Origin of the sequence: Noviherbaspirillum album (genome assembly GCF_035916955.1) — a bacterium.
In the GTDB taxonomy this organism is placed as follows: Bacteria; Pseudomonadota; Gammaproteobacteria; order Burkholderiales; family Burkholderiaceae_D; genus Noviherbaspirillum; species Noviherbaspirillum album.
On sequence record NZ_JAWIIV010000001.1, the window covers coordinates 193,717 to 211,267 of the forward strand.

18 protein-coding genes and 1 pseudogene are annotated in these 17,551 nt (G+C 54.5%); 9 read left to right on the forward strand and 10 right to left on the reverse strand.

Annotated features, from left to right (window positions below):
- Nucleotides 1-35: 35 nt before the first annotated feature.
- Nucleotides 36-1,313 (reverse strand): phospholipase D-like domain-containing protein, encoded by a 1,278-nt coding sequence (locus tag RY831_RS00840; RefSeq protein WP_326504440.1) that lies wholly within the window; start codon nucleotides 1,311-1,313, stop codon nucleotides 36-38.
- A 277-nt stretch (nucleotides 1,314-1,590) separates the two neighbouring features.
- On the opposite strand from RY831_RS00840, the gene RY831_RS00845 reads away from it, so the two are divergent.
- Together RY831_RS00845 and RY831_RS00850 are read left to right on the forward strand one after the other, a co-directional pair.
- Complete coding sequence (locus RY831_RS00845) at nucleotides 1,591-2,115, forward strand: calcium:cation antiporter family protein (RefSeq protein ID WP_326504441.1); 525 nt, start codon at nucleotides 1,591-1,593, stop codon at nucleotides 2,113-2,115.
- Between the two features lie 191 nt (nucleotides 2,116-2,306).
- The gene (locus RY831_RS00850) at nucleotides 2,307-2,765 is read left to right on the forward strand and encodes a fasciclin domain-containing protein (RefSeq protein WP_326504442.1); all 459 of its coding nucleotides are present in this window, start codon (nucleotides 2,307-2,309) and stop codon (nucleotides 2,763-2,765) included.
- Here the strand turns inward: RY831_RS00850 and RY831_RS33525 are convergent.
- The 5 genes and pseudogenes from RY831_RS33525 to RY831_RS00870 all read right to left on the reverse strand — a co-directional run.
- A pseudogene (locus RY831_RS33525) lies at nucleotides 2,757-3,206 on the reverse strand (DUF8459 domain-containing protein); the annotation flags it as partial. The gene RY831_RS00850 and the pseudogene RY831_RS33525 sit on opposite strands and share 9 nt — an antisense overlap.
- Nucleotides 3,207-3,368: 162 nt before the next feature.
- Entirely contained in the window at nucleotides 3,369-4,409 is a 1,041-nt protein-coding gene (locus RY831_RS00855; RefSeq protein ID WP_326504443.1) for an AI-2E family transporter, read from the reverse strand.
- 482 nt (nucleotides 4,410-4,891) lie between these two features.
- Nucleotides 4,892-5,332: a DDE-type integrase/transposase/recombinase gene (locus tag RY831_RS00860; RefSeq protein ID WP_437126190.1), complete on the reverse strand. Its 441-nt coding sequence runs from the start codon at nucleotides 5,330-5,332 to the stop codon at nucleotides 4,892-4,894.
- A gap of 409 nt (nucleotides 5,333-5,741) precedes the next feature.
- Entirely contained in the window at nucleotides 5,742-7,223 is a 1,482-nt protein-coding gene (locus RY831_RS00865; protein WP_326504444.1) for a SulP family inorganic anion transporter, read from the reverse strand.
- Between the two features lie 676 nt (nucleotides 7,224-7,899).
- Nucleotides 7,900-8,634: an AraC family transcriptional regulator gene (locus RY831_RS00870; RefSeq protein ID WP_326504445.1), complete on the reverse strand. Its 735-nt coding sequence runs from the start codon at nucleotides 8,632-8,634 to the stop codon at nucleotides 7,900-7,902.
- A gap of 110 nt (nucleotides 8,635-8,744) precedes the next feature.
- Here RY831_RS00870 and RY831_RS00875 point away from each other — a divergent pair, with 110 nt between their 5' ends.
- Nucleotides 8,745-9,674, forward strand: a complete 930-nt coding sequence (locus tag RY831_RS00875) for an alpha/beta fold hydrolase (RefSeq protein WP_326504446.1) — start codon at nucleotides 8,745-8,747, stop codon at nucleotides 9,672-9,674.
- On the opposite strand, the gene RY831_RS00880 is transcribed toward RY831_RS00875, so the two are convergent.
- On the reverse strand, nucleotides 9,671-10,003 hold the full coding sequence (locus RY831_RS00880) for an SDR family NAD(P)-dependent oxidoreductase (protein WP_437126191.1): 333 nt from the start codon (nucleotides 10,001-10,003) through the stop codon (nucleotides 9,671-9,673). The two genes, RY831_RS00875 and RY831_RS00880, sit on opposite strands and share 4 nt — an antisense overlap.
- 422 nt (nucleotides 10,004-10,425) lie before the next feature.
- Between RY831_RS00880 and RY831_RS00885 the strand changes: the two genes are divergently transcribed.
- A complete protein-coding gene (locus tag RY831_RS00885) occupies nucleotides 10,426-11,583 on the forward strand; it encodes a sensor histidine kinase (protein WP_326504447.1) in 1,158 nt (385 codons plus the stop codon).
- Nucleotides 11,584-11,776: 193 nt separating this feature from the next.
- On the opposite strand, the gene RY831_RS00890 is transcribed toward RY831_RS00885, so the two are convergent.
- A complete protein-coding gene (locus tag RY831_RS00890; RefSeq protein ID WP_326504448.1) occupies nucleotides 11,777-12,124 on the reverse strand; it encodes a hypothetical protein in 348 nt (115 codons plus the stop codon).
- A gap of 268 nt (nucleotides 12,125-12,392) precedes the next feature.
- Here RY831_RS00890 and RY831_RS00895 point away from each other — a divergent pair, with 268 nt between their 5' ends.
- Entirely contained in the window at nucleotides 12,393-12,845 is a 453-nt protein-coding gene (locus tag RY831_RS00895) for a hypothetical protein (RefSeq protein ID WP_326504449.1), read from the forward strand.
- 139 nt (nucleotides 12,846-12,984) lie between these two features.
- Here RY831_RS00895 and RY831_RS00900 read toward each other — a convergent pair whose 3' ends face one another.
- The gene (locus RY831_RS00900) at nucleotides 12,985-13,902 is read right to left on the reverse strand and encodes a LysR family transcriptional regulator (RefSeq protein WP_326504450.1); all 918 of its coding nucleotides are present in this window, start codon (nucleotides 13,900-13,902) and stop codon (nucleotides 12,985-12,987) included.
- Nucleotides 13,903-14,001: 99 nt separating this feature from the next.
- On the opposite strand from RY831_RS00900, the gene RY831_RS00905 reads away from it, so the two are divergent.
- The 4 genes from RY831_RS00905 (at nucleotide 14,002) to RY831_RS00920 (ending at nucleotide 15,827) form a co-directional block, all read left to right on the forward strand.
- On the forward strand, nucleotides 14,002-14,202 hold the full coding sequence (locus tag RY831_RS00905) for a 2-hydroxymuconate tautomerase family protein (protein ID WP_326504451.1): 201 nt from the start codon (nucleotides 14,002-14,004) through the stop codon (nucleotides 14,200-14,202).
- 46 nt (nucleotides 14,203-14,248) lie between these two features.
- Complete coding sequence (locus tag RY831_RS00910) at nucleotides 14,249-14,803, forward strand: flavodoxin family protein (RefSeq protein ID WP_326504452.1); 555 nt, start codon at nucleotides 14,249-14,251, stop codon at nucleotides 14,801-14,803.
- Between the two features lie 20 nt (nucleotides 14,804-14,823).
- Nucleotides 14,824-15,210: a nuclear transport factor 2 family protein gene (locus tag RY831_RS00915; protein WP_326504453.1), complete on the forward strand. Its 387-nt coding sequence runs from the start codon at nucleotides 14,824-14,826 to the stop codon at nucleotides 15,208-15,210.
- A gap of 446 nt (nucleotides 15,211-15,656) precedes the next feature.
- Complete coding sequence (locus RY831_RS00920; protein ID WP_326504454.1) at nucleotides 15,657-15,827, forward strand: hypothetical protein; 171 nt, start codon at nucleotides 15,657-15,659, stop codon at nucleotides 15,825-15,827.
- A 503-nt stretch (nucleotides 15,828-16,330) separates the two neighbouring features.
- On the opposite strand, the gene RY831_RS00925 is transcribed toward RY831_RS00920, so the two are convergent.
- Nucleotides 16,331-17,551: a serine hydrolase domain-containing protein gene (locus RY831_RS00925; RefSeq protein ID WP_326504455.1), complete on the reverse strand. Its 1,221-nt coding sequence runs from the start codon at nucleotides 17,549-17,551 to the stop codon at nucleotides 16,331-16,333.

The following is a 17,551-nucleotide window of genomic DNA, read 5'->3' on the forward strand; positions in this document are numbered from 1 at the left end:
CCGGTCCCGGTGGACATTTCCTGACTACTGCAGCGCTAAAGTTGTCCACTTGCCAGAGACGCAAGATAGTCAAGGACCTTGTCGTGGATCGGGCGTTCGCGCCATGCCTCCAGCGTGACCCGGCTAGATCTCCGTATGTCCTCGTCGAATACGTCGATCTGGCGCAGCGCAAAATCCTGGTCATAGACGTTAAGGTTGGCTTCATCGTTGATGCTGAAGGAGCGGTTGTCAAAGTTGGTTGAACCGGTTGAAACGAGAAAGTCATCGATAATAAGTACCTTGACGTGGTACATCGATGGCTGGTATTCGTAAATTTCGGCCCCTGCCTCGAGAAGATCTCCCCACAGGGCACGTGATGCGCGTCTGACGAACTTCCAGTCGATTTGCTCGCCTGGCACCACGATCTGCACCCGCACTCCGCGTTTCAGTGCCGCAAGCAGGGTCTGGACGGATGCATCGTCTGGAACGAAGTACGCGGCGGAGATGCGGATGTTACGCGTGGCCGCCGTCAACGAAAGCAGATACATAAGCTGCATGCTGTTCCTGCCGCCGCCTGGTGAACTCGTGAAGACCTGCGCTAGCTGGGTCCCCACCGGCTCCAGATCGGGAAAGTAACGACTACCGTACAATACCTCGCCCGAGGCAAACATCCAGTTGTCCACGAATGCGGCCTGCAGTTGCCCGACCACCGGCCCCCTGACCTGGAAGTGAGTATCGCGCCACTCACCGGCCACATCGCCGTTGCCACGCCATTTTTCACCAATGCCGACCCCGCCGATGAAGCCGATAGCGCCATCAACGACCAACAGTTTGCGGTGCGTCCTGTGGTTCAGAAAGTGCAGGTTGTACCAATGCGGGGCGTTGTAGCGGCGGACATGGACACCGGCAGCGCGCAGTTCTTCCAGCACCCCTGGGTCCAAATTGCCTCCCACCCAGTCCAATAGTACATGCACGTTGACGCCGGCGGCAGCACGCTCGCTCAAGGCATCGACGAAATGCTGTCCCACCGTACCGGACCAGAAAATATAGGTCTCGAAATTGATGGTATGACGGGCGCTGCGGATCGCCTGCAGCATCGCCGGAAAAATTGCATCCCCGTTCATCAGAGCGGTGATGTCGTTTCCTTGTACCTGCGGGGGGCCGAGTATGACGCCCATGGTGCGAAGAAACTGGCGGTCGTGTACGTCGTACTGCCGCACGAAGCGTTCCTCGAATTGCTTGTCACCAAGCGTAAGATTCAAGGCAAGCCAAACCACGCCGAGAGTCAGAATGATAGTGGTAACAATGGTGCGGATCGGTCGTGCCCGCTTCATCCGTGGGTACCCCCGTGAAAGTGTAGGGCGCGGAGACAGGGGCCTCCTTGGCGCACTTGCGTTACCTAATGAATAAACGACCGACAGCTTATAGGAAGGCAAAGTTCCTACCGTACATGGTGCAGACTGCCATACTGATCGTGCTTCTCACACTCATTTTGCTTGGCATGGCGAGTCCCCCGGTAACGGTGGGTCATATACACCCGGCGACCGTGTTGCTGGTCGCTGCAGCGGGGCTTGGGTTCTGAATGGCATTCCGGACCAGCGCAACGCCGATATGGCGACCGCGCCAAACTTCAGACACTGTACTCGATGTGCCGGAGAAGGTGCCAGCGGCCGGGTCCCTCTCGGCTCTGCTCATCAAATTTGGACTCAATGCCATCGATATCACGATAGCAGGGATAGTCGTTGCCGACATGACGGGTATGAGCGAAACTGCCGCCGGCGGCCTTCTATCTGGCGTGGCACATCGCTCCCCGAACTGGTGACCACCATTGCAGCGGTCCACCGCGGCGCGTTGATCCTCGCGGTTAGCGACATCGTTGGTGGAAATTTCTTTGATGCACTGTTCGTGGCGGCTGCGGATAGGGTATTTCTCGGCGGTTCTGTCTATCACGCTGCCGGAATAGGAGCGTCCGAGGAGTTTCTGACCATACTTGCAATACTTCTGAACCTCGTACTTCTGCCGGGCCTGTTGTTCCGCCAGCGTTCAGGACCTGGCAACATCGGGCTCGAAAGTTTGCTGATGCTAGTCATTTACGTGTCCGGCTTCTCGGTATTGCTCGGCTTTTCGTGGGATTAACGATGTGCAAGCAAGCTGCATCGGGATCCAAGGCCTTAGGGGGCTCCGACCAGTCGCCGTAGCTGCTTCTCGCTTTTTTGAGTGGGGAACGAGGGAGACCGCTCCGGCTCTAAAACGTCAACATGGTCCGCCAAGGTTACACAGCCTCCTTAGCGGGTACGCTTGTTCTTGAGATGCAAGGAGAGTCGCTTGTGAAAGAGAAAATCGCTTTTCTGATGCTGTCTGCGTGTCTAAATACTGTCTCGGCACAAGATCTGTTTGACTTGGCAGGCGACTCAAGAGAAATCAGTACATTTTTGCAGGTAGTAAGGACAGCGGGTATGGAGCACATTCTGCGGGAAAGCGGGCCATACACGGTGTTTGCACCTGAGGATTCGGCCTTCCAGTCCATGCCCAGAAACGAAAGAGCCCAGCTCATGTCAGACCAGAACATGGCCCGTCAGGTCTTATCCGATCACATTGTGCGTGGAAAAGTATCGATTGCGGAGATTAGACCAGGAACAACAGAAACAATTGACGGCAGTGAAATTTCTCTGGAATCCGACAACGGACTCGTAAAAGTGGAGAATGCATCGGTCATCCTCAGCGATATTGCTGCCGACAACGGTGTCATACATGTAGTCGATGCAGTGATTAGGCCTTCACGCTAGAGAACTGCACAAGCTGGGCAACTGCACTTTGCCTCGCAACAAAATCTGCATTAGTGGAACAGTAAATGCCGCAGCCTTCCGTAGCCGTCCAAATGCGGTCTGGATACAGGATTGAATCGCTGCCAGAAATCGATCCGTGCTCGAAAGTCGCCTTTCTGATGCACGTTCCATTCCGAGTTTGATGGAGTCCGCCCGTTGCTGCGCCAATAGCTCGGTGGTAGTGCCGTTGTCTTCGGCATCGGCTGTTGTAACACGAAGGACCTGGCGGCCGGCTATGCTGATTACACGGTCAGGTGTCCGGCTTCCAACAGGCTCAATACCAATAGAAGAACGAGCAGCGGTATTCGCCAGGATTGCACTCAGCCGCCGTTCGATTGGGCGAGCTCGTATCCGTGCATCCTGATCCGGCAAGTCCGCGACCCGGAATAGCGCTCGGCCATCAAGCCTGACCGTTTAGCGGATTAAAGAGCAAAATAATAGCTGTCAGGAAGCGGCCAAACAGATTCAACGAATGCATGTCCGCCGTGATTACCAAAGCCTATGTTCAAGGCCGGTTGTCAGAAAACCGCTTTGGACGCCATCTTTTGGCCTCACTGCACAGGCCTATTTGGACTCAAGGCTTCGATCGCCCAGGATATCTTCGATGTACCACATCTTTATCATCACCATTGCTGCAGCAGTGAGCGGTGTTGCCACGATGATACCTAGCGCACCAGCAAGAAAGCCAAACAAAACCTGCATGGTGATTGTCAACGCTGGTGGCAAATCGACCATGCGTTGTTGAAGCAGCGGAGTCAGAATATAACTTTCGAAAGTCTGGATTGCGGCGTACAGTGCGATGACGTACATGGCTTGATCGGGCCCGCTTACAAAGGCGATGAGCAAGGCGGGCACAAGTGCGACGATCGGCCCGATGTTAGGCACGAAGGACAATAGAGCAGCAATAATTCCGAGGACTAGCGCCAAGTCAATTTCCAGCAGCCAAAGTCCTAGTGTCGTCAAGCAGCCGATGACCGCCATGGCAATCAGCTTGGCTGTTAACCAGGATGCCAAAGCCGACCGTGTTGCCTGAAGCACGGCCCGTGTTCTATCGCGATGCTTGATGGGAATGAGATGAATCAGGCCCGACAAATAAGTCCTTGGCATAGCCGCAATGAAGACACCTATCGCCAAAGCGATAACGAGGTTGCCGAGAGCACCGAAGGTCGAAGAAAACAAGCCACTGACGAGGTCGAACGCTTTCGATCCGGACGGAAGTGCATCCTGCATCTGGCCGCCCTGGTCTATGAGCCTGTCCGCCCACTTATAGCTGCGCAGCTGCTTTTCTAGTTCCTTTAATGCCTTGGGGACCCGGTCGGTGAGTTCTCCAGCCTGGTTTGAAATATCTGGAGCCATGAACCAGATCAGCATGCCAAGCGCCAAGAATGGAAAAACGAGAGCGATGGCAGTTGACCATTTCTCAGGAAGCCCGGTGGTTGTATGAAGCCATGCGGCAGTGTTGTGAAACAGGATGGCCAGCAACACACCGGCGAACACTACCAGAAATACTTCGGCTGCGTAGAGCAACGTGAGCAACACAAGCACAAGTGCCGCAACGACACTACTCTGAATTAGCGTTCTTGTTGCCAGCTCTTTTCCGTTCAATATGGCGTCCTCTTAAATGGAGTCTCCAGATCTCCTGAATGGATAGTGTGCGAACAGCGTATTGTGAAAGCGGCAGAGCCGCTTTGATTTTTCTCGCTATGCGCTTGATCAACATAGTTGTTGCATCGAATCATACGGTAGAGCCTCAAGGAGGCTTTGACGCTCAAGGCTTTTATGCGGGCTTTTCTGAAAATTTTCAATGAGTTAAGAAAGCGTTTCTTCACACTTCTGAATACGACGACGCAGCCTACACCGCTTAATACACGGCGAAGACCTGATCTGCCCGGGATCTTGTAGCCATGGCCGGAGGTTAGTCGCCTGCTCTATTTTCAGCTGCCGATTTGCTCTTTTGCTTGTGTTGACTGGCGAATTCAGCTGGTGTGACTTCTCCAATCGCCCTGAGAGGACGACTCCTACTGTATTCCAGATGCCATGCCAGGATCTGCATTCTCAAATCTTGTGGGATTCAAACCAGTGGGCATTCATGCACTCATCTCCGTCCCGATGAAGGACTCGATGAACGCGTTGTCAGTTCGCTTGCCCGGCCGGCAGAACCCAATGCCGACCTTGCTGTGGCATACCCAGAGGTCGAGAATCTGGCTTGTGCTTTCACTGCCGTGGTCGCAAAGAAGAGTGCCAGGCACACGCCCAGCCTGACGCAGCCGGTTGAGTACCGATACCGCGTCGGTACCTGATAAGCGCTGACTCACTTCGATTGCCAAACTCTCGCGGGTAAAAACATCAACAATAGTTAAACAGCGAAAGCGGTTTCCATTGGCAAGCTGGTCGACGACAAAGTTCAAACTCCATGCCTGATCCGTTCGAGATGCCGGTTTGCGCTGTGGTCTGCTGACTTGTGCTTTCGAACGACGTCCTGGCCGATATCGCAGTGACAGGCCTTCTTCGCGACAGGTCCAATACATGATTTAGCGCTGGCTACATCTTTGCAGAGCCGATCAACGGCTTATGCTTCGATTTTCTTTTCCAACTGCAGAACCGCTGTCGCCGGCGAAATGCCGGCATCGAAATGCCGTCTTGTTTCAGCATTGAGCAATGGCAGATTCGACTGCACTGTTCCCTTGAGAATCGGCGAGCCCTGCTCAAGGCAGACACGTACGACGTTGCAGTAGACTTCAAAGTTCTTGATAGCGTCTGAATTGATCGGCTTGTCCGGATGCGGCGGGAACGACGATCACGATGCTACGGCATCGGCTTCCACACCTGCACCTGCACCGGCTCCTGCAACTCAAGCGCCATTTGAACAGTTCGGCTTCCCGCTGCAATTCCCGCGGGATCGAGAGGCGTTATGCCTCTTTACGTTAAGTTCGAACCTTAGTGACCAACCAAGACATCGTGTCCATCATGCTTGTCGTGTACGGCAAACCTGTCCACCATGGTGGCGCTAGCCTCATTGAGACCTTGCACTTCCACATCCGCACCTGACCTACGAAACTTGAACACGACTTTGTCCAGTGCGCCGACTGCGGTGATATCCCAGAAGTGCGCGTGGCTAAGATCGATAACCACCTTATCGACGGCTTCGCCGTAGTCGAAGGATTGGACGAGCTGATCCGACGAAGCAAAGAAGATCTGTCCTGTCACCTGGTATCGGCGTACGCGACCAGCGTTCTCAGTGTGCGAGCTCACATTCAGAAGTCGGCTGACCTTTTGCGCGAAGAACACGCCGGACAGCAAAACACCGGTCAACACCCCTTTTGCCAGATCGTGGGTTGCCACCGTGACGACGACAGTTGCAATCATCACGATGCTCGAGCTCGCAGGATGCTCCCGCAAATGTCTGATCGAACCCCAGTTAAATGTACCGATGGACACCATGATCATCACCGCAACGAGCACTGCCATTGGGATTTGCCTGACCCATTCATCCAAAAACACGACCAGAATCAACAGCACGACTCCAGCAGTCAAGGTAGAAAGGCGGCCACGCCCGCCAGACTTCACGTTGATGACAGACTGTCCAATCATTGCGCAGCCAGCCATGCCGCCAATAAAGCCGGTGGCAATGTTTGCGATGCCTTGGCCTACGCACTCGCGGTTCTTGTCGCTCTTGGTATCGGTCATATCGTCGACGATGGTGGCCGTCATCAACGATTCAAGCAGACCAACCACCATCAACGTCATGGAGTAAGGAAGGATGATCTGCAGGGTTTCGAGATTGAACGGCACGTTCGGGATCAGGAAGGACGGCAGGCTGTCCGGGAGCTGACCCATGTCGCCCACGGTGCGAATGTCCAGACCTAGAGCAATGGTTACCCCTGTAAGCACGACAATCGCGACTAGCGGCGACGGCACCGCGCGCGTCAGATACGGCAGACCGTAGATGATCGCCAGACCCGCGGCCGTGACGGCGTATACCTGCCACGTGACGTTCGTCAGTTCAGGTAGCTGCGCAAGGAAGATCAGGATGGCTAGTGCGTTCACGAAACCTGTTACAACCGAGCGTGAGACGAAACGCATCAGCCGACCGAGCTTTATCCAGCCGGCGACAATCTGCAGAACACCTGCCAGGATCGTAGCCGCAAGCAGATAGTCCAAGCCATAGGTTTTTACGAGCGTTACCATGACAAGGGCCATGGCGCCGGTCGCTGCGGAGATCATTCCCGGACGCCCGCCGAAGAAGGCGATCAAGGTCGCGATGGAAAACGAAGCATACAACCCTACCCTCGGGTCTACACCGGCAATAATGGAAAACGCGATCGCCTCTGGAATGAGAGCAAGCGCGACAACGAGACCTGCAAGCAAGTCGTTACGGACGTTGGAAAACCAATCCCGGCGAATTTTTGACAAAGACATAGAGGTACCTTCTCGGGCTAGTCTTCCCGAGTACAAGATGAACATAGACACTACGCGAACGGTTGTGCGCAGCGTGCAGAACGAAACAGTGAAAGGAACGACGCCGCAAGGGGGCATCGGTCTATCTATCGATGAGAAGGTGCTTACGGGGGAGTCACTGAGCAGAAATAACCGCGCGGCAATCCTGCTCCTGGGTAGGAGACTGCCTCCAAGTGTGAACCCGCAAAACGAGTCCGCTCAACGATATAAATATCGCAAGAAAGCAGGTGCGCGGGTTGAAGACGGACGGTCATAGCCGTCTATTTTGCATTGCACCATAGTTTGAGTCAAGGTACGACTGCCCGCTGCATGCAACACGGAAGCCAATTTATGGGATGCCATGAGTCCGGGCTGCGCACCAACCGTCCATATAGACCGTCCTTTATTCCCCGGATAAGCACGTAAAAACGTTTTTGAATATTTTTGGTGTTGCGTGAGTCCGTCGCGACTCTGAACCTGCGATTGGTATCTGGCCTGGCGCCTGGCACCGGCAAGCGTACTGCTCTGAGCTTGGACATTGCCAATGTGCCGTGTAAATACCATGCGTCGCACAAGACACCTCGGCTAGAGTGAAGATGGTCCTTTCAACATGTCTGCCATACGTGGGAAAGGCCATTCGCAAGAACGGATCTTCCATTTACACAATGACTATTTCCTCCAAGGGTTTTAGCACTGTCGAAGGCGACATGCCGAAGGTCTTTCTGAACGTACGACTGAAATGCGATGAGTCTGTAAAAGCACCGTATAACGCGGCATCGGTAAGGCTGGTGCCTTGCGCCAGTGAGAAAAACGAGGACCTGACTTGGGACCAGATTCGATAACTTCGGAAACTCACACCGGCTTCGGCTCGGAACAAATGATTGAATCGCGAGGAAGAAAGCGCGGCGGCCAGCGCGGCAGTGTCCCTCGCAACTGGCCTGTCGTTTACCGCCCTTAAGAGCTTCAGGCTGTTTTCCACTCGAACGTCTAGCTTTATCGAGTCAGGCACTTTAAACCGGAGCAGCGTTTGCAAGTCAAAGCTGCCGAGATGACGGTTGAAACTTGCGCTCGATACCGGTCGCATTGCAACATCGAAGATCACCTTTCCATCGAGACGAAACTGCTGCCGCAGTCGGCGAGCTTCAATAGAGTCTGGTTCGAAATAGATCAGCGCGACCCGTTCGCCGCAGGGATCAAACACATGATCGACGCCGGCGTCGATCAATACGCTGTGACAGCTTTGGATCCCGGCATCGGGAAGGTGTACCGCGAAACGCCCAGATAATCCGATCAGCAGTACCGGGGAAGCATGGCAGTGCCATTCCGTGGCAGGCAACTCACCAATATAAAGTGCCCGATTAGTCCCAAGCGTGAAGGTGTTTGTCGCGCGCATAGCCCAAACGTACAAGTTTTTCAGGATGAATATCTATAGTCTGGCGGACGCTGTTACCCCTGACCGACAACCCGTGACCGACAGACCGGATAGAAACCAAGGAGAATCATGTGAAGCGCATTTGTGTGTATTTGGCCGCTGCTTTCCTGGCCATTATCTCGGCCACATATTACACGCTTCCGCATTACTTCCGGGAGCCGCTGATCGAGCTCAATCGAGGAATCGCCGGACTTGAAGAGAAAACCATCCTGGTCGACAGGCATGAAATCCATTACCTGGAGGGCGGTAGCGGGGACGCGGTTGTTCTTCTTCACGGTATCTTTGCCGAAAAAGACCACTGGGTCGATTTTGCCAGGCCACTGACCGGCAGTTATCACGTTATCGTCCCCGATCTACCCGGCTTTGGAGAAAGCAGCCGCATGCCGGACCTCCAGTATGACTATGCCGCCCAGACTGAGTTGCTGGTGAAAATGCTGGACAAGCTTGGTATCAAGCGCGCGCATCTGGCCGGCAATTCGATGGGCGGCACCATCGCGTCACTGTTTGCCATCAAATATCCGGATCGCGTCGCCTCCATCGCTTTTATCGGCGCTCCCCACGGTATTCGCTCAACTACCCCGAGTGAAATGGATATGTTAATCGACGCCGGCAAGGCGCCTCTGGTGGCACGTAATCCGGCAGAGTTTGAAGAAATGCTGTCGCTTGTATTCGCGAAGCGGCCTTTCCTACCGTTCCCGATAATTCAAGCCTCGCAGTCCAGCGCAATCAATAATGCCGAGTCCAATCATCGGATTTGGCTTGGTCAGTTGAAGGACCGCTATCTGCTCCATGAACGAATTGAGACTCTCAAGCATAAAACACTGGTTCTCTGGGGCGAAAACGATAGGGTATTCGATGTGTCAGGTGCAGGCGTTTTGAAGGCAAAGCTAAGCCGTGCGGAAATGCATGTTTTGCATGGAATAGGCCATCTACCGATGATGGAAGCACCGAAAGACACGTCTGGACTCTACACTGCATTCCTGAGGAAAATGAAAAGCTAGAGCGGTTTCACTCTGACCGGCTTGGGCAGTCTCTGAAGCGCATGCACTCCAAACTCTCCATGAGCTTCATCTCCGACATCCCCTGCTACGCTGATTGCATGCGCACCCTTCTTTGTTATCTCGTCCACGAGCGTTTCCAACTCATGCTTGCGGCGTGCTCCGACAATCACTGCGGCGCCCTCGCTGGCGAATAGCAAAGCAGTTGCGCCCCCGATCCCCGAGATAGCGCCAGTCACAATGGCAACTTTGTTTGCAAGCCAGTTCATCTCGTCTCTCGTGTTGAATCGCATTGGAAAAGACAGCGAAGTCTGGCTGTCAAGACGGACCATGTCTCGCCAGTTCCGGGCGCGGGATTTCATCGCCGACGTGATGCTCAGCCTATCCATCGTACGGTCCGCCGTCGGATGCTGACCATGTTGAACGGTAAGGTTTAGGAGAGGATCGAATGGCCGCTCAGGGTCGCCTAGCACCGGTCGCTAACAGGCAGCGAATGTCAGAAAGGTCGCATGTGCGGCCCGCAGTGCCAAGCTCACCTAACGCAGTATGCGGCTAAAAGCGGGCCTGAAAGCGCCAGGCAATAACAATGGTAAGAAGGCCGGCTCCCATACCGATGCAGATTCAAGCAGAACTGGCCTGGAGCTGCCGACGTTGCCATTACAAGGGCGACTTGCATGAACGGTTCTTTATCGACGGAGTCTACATTCGTATATAGCAGAATGGCAATAATGACAATTCCGGTGGGAGAACACGTATGACTCTGGCAAGCGATCAAGACAAGGCGCTTGGCGCTTTGTCCCAGACAGCTCGTCAAATGCTAAGCCTGCGAGAAGAGGTATTTGCCGAGTGGATGCGACGCATTCGGGCTGAAGTTAAACAAGCCAGCACACTGGCCGAACCAATACTCGTCAACACGCTACCTACGCTCTATGACAACCTCGTCCAGGCTATCTCGGACTGCCATACACGAGATGGCGCAGGAGTGAATGCGACAACCGTAGGCTCGGAACACGGAGGGGAGCGCGCGCGACTGACCAATTACGATATCGCTGCAGTCATAGCCGAATACCAACTCTTTCGCTGGACCACCTTTGATGTGCTCAAGCAGAACAACGTCTCGATCAATGAAGAACAAATCCGCATCATCAATTGTGCAGTTGACACGACGATCCGGGAGGCGGTTACTGCATTCGCGTTGGCACAATCCATATTCCGGGAAAGGTTTGTTGCCGCGGTCGCACACGACCTTCGAACGCCCTTGGGCGCCATATCACTGACTTCCGAGTTGATTCGGGTAAGCTCCGAACCAAAGCACATGCACGAGCTGGCTGGGCAAACACTGTCCCATGTCGCGCGTATGGACCGTATGCTCCATGATCTGCTTGATGCTGTCGCCTTCCAGAACGGCGCCCGAATGTCGCTGCGGCTTACAGAATTCGATATATGGGAAGTCGTCCATGAGGCGTGCGCGCCAAACGTGACCGCCAAACAACACGTCCACCGGGAAGGCAGGTCCGTTCGAGGCTGGTGGGACCGGGATAGTATGAAACGTGCTGTGGAAAACCTGATTGGCAACGCAGTAAAGTATGGCGACGCGGCACGACCGATCACCATCAAAATTGATGCATATCATCAACGCTTGATCCTGACCGTGCATAACGAAGGCAATCCGATACCCCCCGATCAAATCGAGTCCGTATTTCAAGTGTTCCAGAGAACAAAATTGGCAAGGGAAGGCGACAAGCGGGGCTGGGGGATCGGTTTGCCCTATGTACGCAGTGTCGCCGAAAGCCATGGTGGCAGCATTGGAGTTGACAGTGGGGAAGACCGGGGAACCACGTTTACCATTGATATACCCATTGATTCGCGTCCTTACCAATCGGCTCCAGTTCTTTCCGAGAAACTGGAATAGGAGGGCCGCCCAAAATCAGCCGGTTTTATTCGGGTCGTGCACTTTGCGTCACCGAAGACCATCGCTGAAGTGCGGCACAGAGGTGGCGAAATCGTGTCGAGTCAAGGAGAAAAGCGCAGCAAGGCCGCGCTCTTGAGAACAAGTTGCCAGAATTTCCGACGCGGTATCTGCGCGACTTTCGTCCGCATTTGACTTACAAAAATTGGGCGGCGCTTCCTGGATCTTCTGGGTCAATTCCCAGAGCTTTCAGCTGGATGTCTTCGGGCGGATGCACAATCGCATGAAGACCCCGCCTGGTATCGGGCGCTAGATTTTCAATTGGCCAATGGTCTGCGTTCAATTCCTTGACGATGGCCGTGAAATCTATAACGTCTTCAGCGCCGATGATCCGATAGATCTCTCCCTCCTCGTTTTGTACTCCAATCCGAAGGAGGTCATCATTGTCGTCCATCACCGCGCCTCCCTCCGGGACATTGAGTGTATGGAGCAGGTCTTTGTCAAATGCGGGCGCTTGTTTGCCCTGAATCAACATGGTCTTCATATTCTTGCCTCTTCTAGCAAACCCCTTAGAAGGAAAACATTAAAACGAGTGCCTTGAACGTCGATAAAAATCATTCAGCGGCTATTGGCTGTCTCAGGAAGTGGGCTGTCGAACAGCCAGTTTTCGAAACGAAAAGGCTCTCACTTAGGAATGCACAAGCGGCTGCTTTCATTCGAATTGACCTGATTGATGGCCAGAACACTGAGTGCTAATCGGTGCATTGCAAGAAGTTTTCACTCGTCATGCGGCGCAAGGCAAACGCAGTTTTATGGAAGACGCATTAAAATGCGTGGACGGTATGGGTCCACTTCTACATGAAAGGAATGTTAATGCCATGAAAGGCAGCTTTGCGGTCGAGCTGGCCGGGGACATGGCGATTGTCCGATTTCGCGGCGCGGCAACAGAAGCCCTGCTCCTCGAATGCCATGAACACTTACTTGACGTGGTAAGGAATGCAGGTCGCCAAAAGATTCTTTACGATGCTCGTGAAATGACAACGCCGGATTTGGATCTGGTGTTCTTGCAGCGGCACATGGTAGAGGCGCGGTATCTTGGCGAATCTCTTCGACGTGCAATCGTAGTGTCGAATACAAAGCTGGCTTACTTGGCTCGCCTCGCTTTCGGCGAAGGAGAATATGAAGTTTTTTACAACGACATGGCGTCAGCAATTCAATGGCTTGAGCGCGCACCATCGACATCGGCGCCCCCGCCAGCACATTGACTGAACCCCTTCCCATTTTCCTGTCGCTGCTCGTCAGCAAGGGGATGGCGGCCAGCGATGTCGGCCAAGCTTCGAATCGCTGGTGGTTTGCGTAGTGGTAGATCTGCAGAATCAAATGGTTCGCCAAGCGAAACATGCTTCAGTTTCTATCCCGTAGTTTATTCACCAGAAACTCAACAAGCAGCCGTACTCGCTGGGGCATATGCTGATGTGGCGGATACAGGATATTGAAAGGACGCGATGCTCCGCCGAACTCACGCATTACTTCAACAAGCGTGCCGTTTTTCAGATCCTCTTCCACGATGAAACGATAGGTTTGCGCAAGACCGATCCCGGAGCGCGCTGCGGTTGACAGACCAAGCACGTCGTCGGTAATACAAAGGGACCCCGCCGTATTCACGTCAATGCATTCTCCATTCACGTTCAGCGCCCACGGTATCACCTGCCCCGTGAGGGGCCTTTCAAACTGGATGCATTCATGCTGCTTCAGGTCCGTGGGATTCGCTGGCGTGCCATGTCGCTTCAGGTAAGCGGGTGAACCGACGACAACCAGCTCAGCGTCTTCCAGTTTTCTCGACACCAGCCCTGAATCAGGCGGATTTCGTGCGCGAACGGCAAGATCGATTCCCTCCGCCACCAGGTCGGCGCTCCTGTTTGTCAACTGGACTTCGAGGCGAACCTGCGGATACGTGCGACGGAACTCCGCGAGCAGAGGCAGAACACGCAAATGTCCATAAGACGTCGGCAGACTCATCCGGATGAGTCCCGCCACGACGGCCTGGTGCCCCGTCAATTCACGTTCTGCATCGATCAGCTGCCCAAGCGCCTGACGGCACTGCTCGTAGTACGCCTGCCCCCGTTCAGTGAGGCGAACGCTGCGCGTTGAACGGACGAAGAGCTGCACGCCAAGGCGCCCTTCCAATCTGGATATGGATCTGCTGACTGCCGCCTGCGTCACGCCAGCCTGTGCAGCCGCGGCAGTGAAGCTCTTGAGCTCCGCCGTTCTGCAGAAGAGCTCGATGCTGCCCAGCATTTGCCCATCAAAATGTCGCCCCATTTGATTACATCATGTAATTAATAATATTCATGATTCTATCTTTATCGACATTAAAAGAGGAAATAAGATGCAGTTGCCTCATCACTCCAAGGGAAAACCATGCCTTATATCCTCATCCAGGTCACGCGGGAAGGCGTGACGCCAGCACAGAAAAACCAGCTCATCTCAGGTGCAACAGACCTTGTTGTCAACGTGCTTGACAAGGACCCTGCCACAACCTTTGTCGTGATCGACGAGGTCGATACCGACAACTGGGGCGTTGCGGGGCGGTCGGTGACTGACCTGCGCAACAACGCATGAATAGACATTGGATTCTGGATCAATCATTGACTTGTCGGAGAACACCTTGAACAAAAATATCGTCATCGTTTATCACAGCGGCTTCGGCCACACACGCAGAGTGGCCGAATCGGTTGCTGAGGGAAGCGGTGGAACGCTGCTTGCTGTCGACGCGGAGGGCAACATACCGGAAGCGGGATGGAATGCGCTTGACGACGCCAGCGCCATCATTTTCGGCTCGCCCACTTACATGGGCAATATGAGCTGGCAGTTCAAGAAATTTGCGGATGCATCGTCGAAAGCGTGGGCTGCCCAGAAATGGAAAGACAAGCTTGCAGGCGGCTTTACAAACTCGGCCTCTATCGCCGGAGATAAGCAGACGACCATTTACACGATGTTTACCCTTGCCCAGCAACACGGCATGCTATGGGTTGGCATGGGCATGATGCCCAGCAACGTGAAAGCATCTAAACGTGACGATATCAATTATTTGTCGTCCTTTGCAGGACTGGCAACGGCCGCACCGGCCGATGCAGCTCCGAACGAAATGTCAGAAGGAGACCTGCAAACTGCCTTCTTGTTCGGCCAGCGTGTACGCGCTGCGGTCGAACGCCTTTCATGACTGAGACGAAGGAGAACATCATGAATGACCATGAGGCTGTAATTGCGGTGGTAGCGGAATATTGCCAGGGAGTTTTCCGGGGCGATATCGCACTACTGCGAAAAGTATTTCATCCGAAAGCGGCGCTTTTTGCCGAAGTACGGGGCCAGCCATATTATCGTGCCCTGGACGACTACCTGGTCGTGGTTGCGAACCGCGAATCACCCCACGCGCGAGGCGAGCCGTTCAGAATGAAGCCGATCACCATCGAAGTCACGCATGAGATCGCTTTTGCGAAGGTGTCCTGTCCGATGTATGACTACCATTATGTGGACTATCTTTCATTCGTTCGACTGGACGGAGAATGGCGGATCGTCAATAAGCTGTTCACAGATGTCGGCATTCAAGGCCTCGTCAATAACATGTAGACCGGCCGGACAAGGTACAGGCCGGAGGGCTTGTACCGCTGCTCGGTTATGGGAGCCGCTACCACTGGGCCAAGAGCAGCATGTCGCTCTTCCCCAGAAAGCTTAAGGTCTCGCTCGGGTCGTTAAGCAAATCCAACATCGCATCAGCCGTCTTCCGGGACGTGCCGTTTAGCTGCGTCGGTTGTACTGGACTTAACTACCGGGCCGGTCCGTCAGCGGTCGGTACGCACGTCCTGCAAAACCTGGCATTTTCTTTTCGAGTATCGCAATGCATTTAACAAAGTCGTGTCGGATGCCTTGCCGTCCTCCGCTCCTCCAAGCGACATCCCGCTCCACGGATATGGCACTTCTTCCTATCTTCGTTGATCCAACCCAGCGAGCGGGCAACCATTGCATCAGTTATCAGTAATCAGTAATCAGGCATATCTTCGCTGGAAAGGAAAATCGTGAGCACTGTGATCGTCACGCTATTGCTTCTGACAGCGCCCTATCTTCTTGCTCGTCTGCTGCAAGTGCGTATTGCGGGCCTGATCGTCACCAAGTTCGGTAGCGTCTTCAGCCGTAACGGTGAACGCCGTCACCGTTACGACGACGTCTTCATTTGGACAGGGTCATAAGCGGATTTGGTAGAAAGGAATAGTTCGCATAACGGGAACTCTGCCTGATAAACCGAAGAGGCTATCCTGTCGAATTCACGCTAACTTTCTGAGTTTGCCGCCATTGCTCAATTTCTCGGTTTTATCAGGACACGGTTTAGAATACAGAGAACAACTCGGACCAGAAGGCGCTGAAGGTGGGTTTTTTTGTGATCGTGGCGTTTGCCTGTCTGGCCGGCGTAGTGATCGGCATTTTCGCCGGAGGAACGCGACCGTGATTGCTGTCTTTCTACCGATGCTGCCTGCGGCCACCGTCTACCGGTCCAACGGCATGAAAAAATCGGGCGCGAAAAAGCGTAAGTGAACCGGACGCGCTCGGCGTTCGGCAGCAACTTCGGCGCATGTTCGATGAACCGGCTCACTGCCGGTATGGGACGCACGGTGTGGGAACTGCACGAACCATGCCTGTGCGAATGACATCAGGATCGGCAGACACAACATCGGCTGCGGCCGCCTGATCGAGCTTATGGCCGGAACAGTTCCGCCAGTTCACGATGCAATCTGACGTAGGGCTTCTCGAACGGATGAGGCGACGGTCCCGGTGCCGATGCGAAATGCGCCACCACCAGCTCGGCTTTCGGAGAGACATAGAGTCGCTGCCCATACCGGCCGCTGGCCATGAAGCCGTCCACGTCATCATGCGCGACATAGAATGAATTATGGTAGGAGCCGCCCGGCATAGCCGCTGCGAAACGGCTCTGGCTGAACATCTCCCGATCGCTGCCGCGGCGCACCTCTTGGATGAACGAAGCCGGGATGATTTGCCGGCCGTTCCAGAATCCATCGCAGCGCAGCGCCTCGCCGAAACGCGCAAGATCGCGCAGCGTCAGCTGGAGGCCTCCGGCTGCGAATTCCGCGCCGGTGCTGTCGATCGAATACGAGCCGTCGCGCTCCATTCCCAGCGGCTCAAACAGATACCTAGAGACGAGGTCGGACAAGGTAGCGCCGCATACGCGCTTCATCACCCATGCGAGCGCCTCGGGCGGACCATTGTCGTAATAAAAGCGCACCCCATGCTCGCCCGATCTTTCCTTGCGCAGGATGAATTCATAGAAATTCTTCGGCGAAGACGGTCCCGGCTCGGCCAGGCCGATGATTTCAAATACACCGCCGTCCTGCGGACCCAGCCCTTGGGCCCTGCTCTGCAGGCCCGGCCGCACGATCCCGACCTGCATGTCCAGCAATTGCTGCAGCGTTGCATCGCCCATCGCCGTACCGCGCATTTCGTCGATGTAATAAGCGGCCTGGCGGTTGAAATCCAGCAATCCCTCATGCGCAAGTATGCCGGCGAGCGCGGCCGCATAGGATTTGCTGATGGATGCGCTCCCATGCTGGGTCCACGGCTGCATCCCGTGAAAATATTCCTCGTAGACGATCTTTCCCTGATGAAGAACGATGCAGGCGTCGATCTCAAGAGAGGCCAGCACGCTTTCAAGAGGAGACGCCTGGCCATCCATTCCGGTAACAGGCGTGCCCGTGATCGATCCTTCCTTCCTGCCCAGATGCGCTACCGGCCCGCCGCCCCGCCACACCGGCACGGTGCGCACCATTCTCGCCCGGTTCATCAGGCTCCACCTGAGATAGGGCAGTTCGAACCAGTTATTTGCATCAATGATGCCGTCGGGAGCTGGCGGAAAACCGTGCATGACCGCTTCCAAAGGTTTGATGTCTTGCGTCATTTCCAT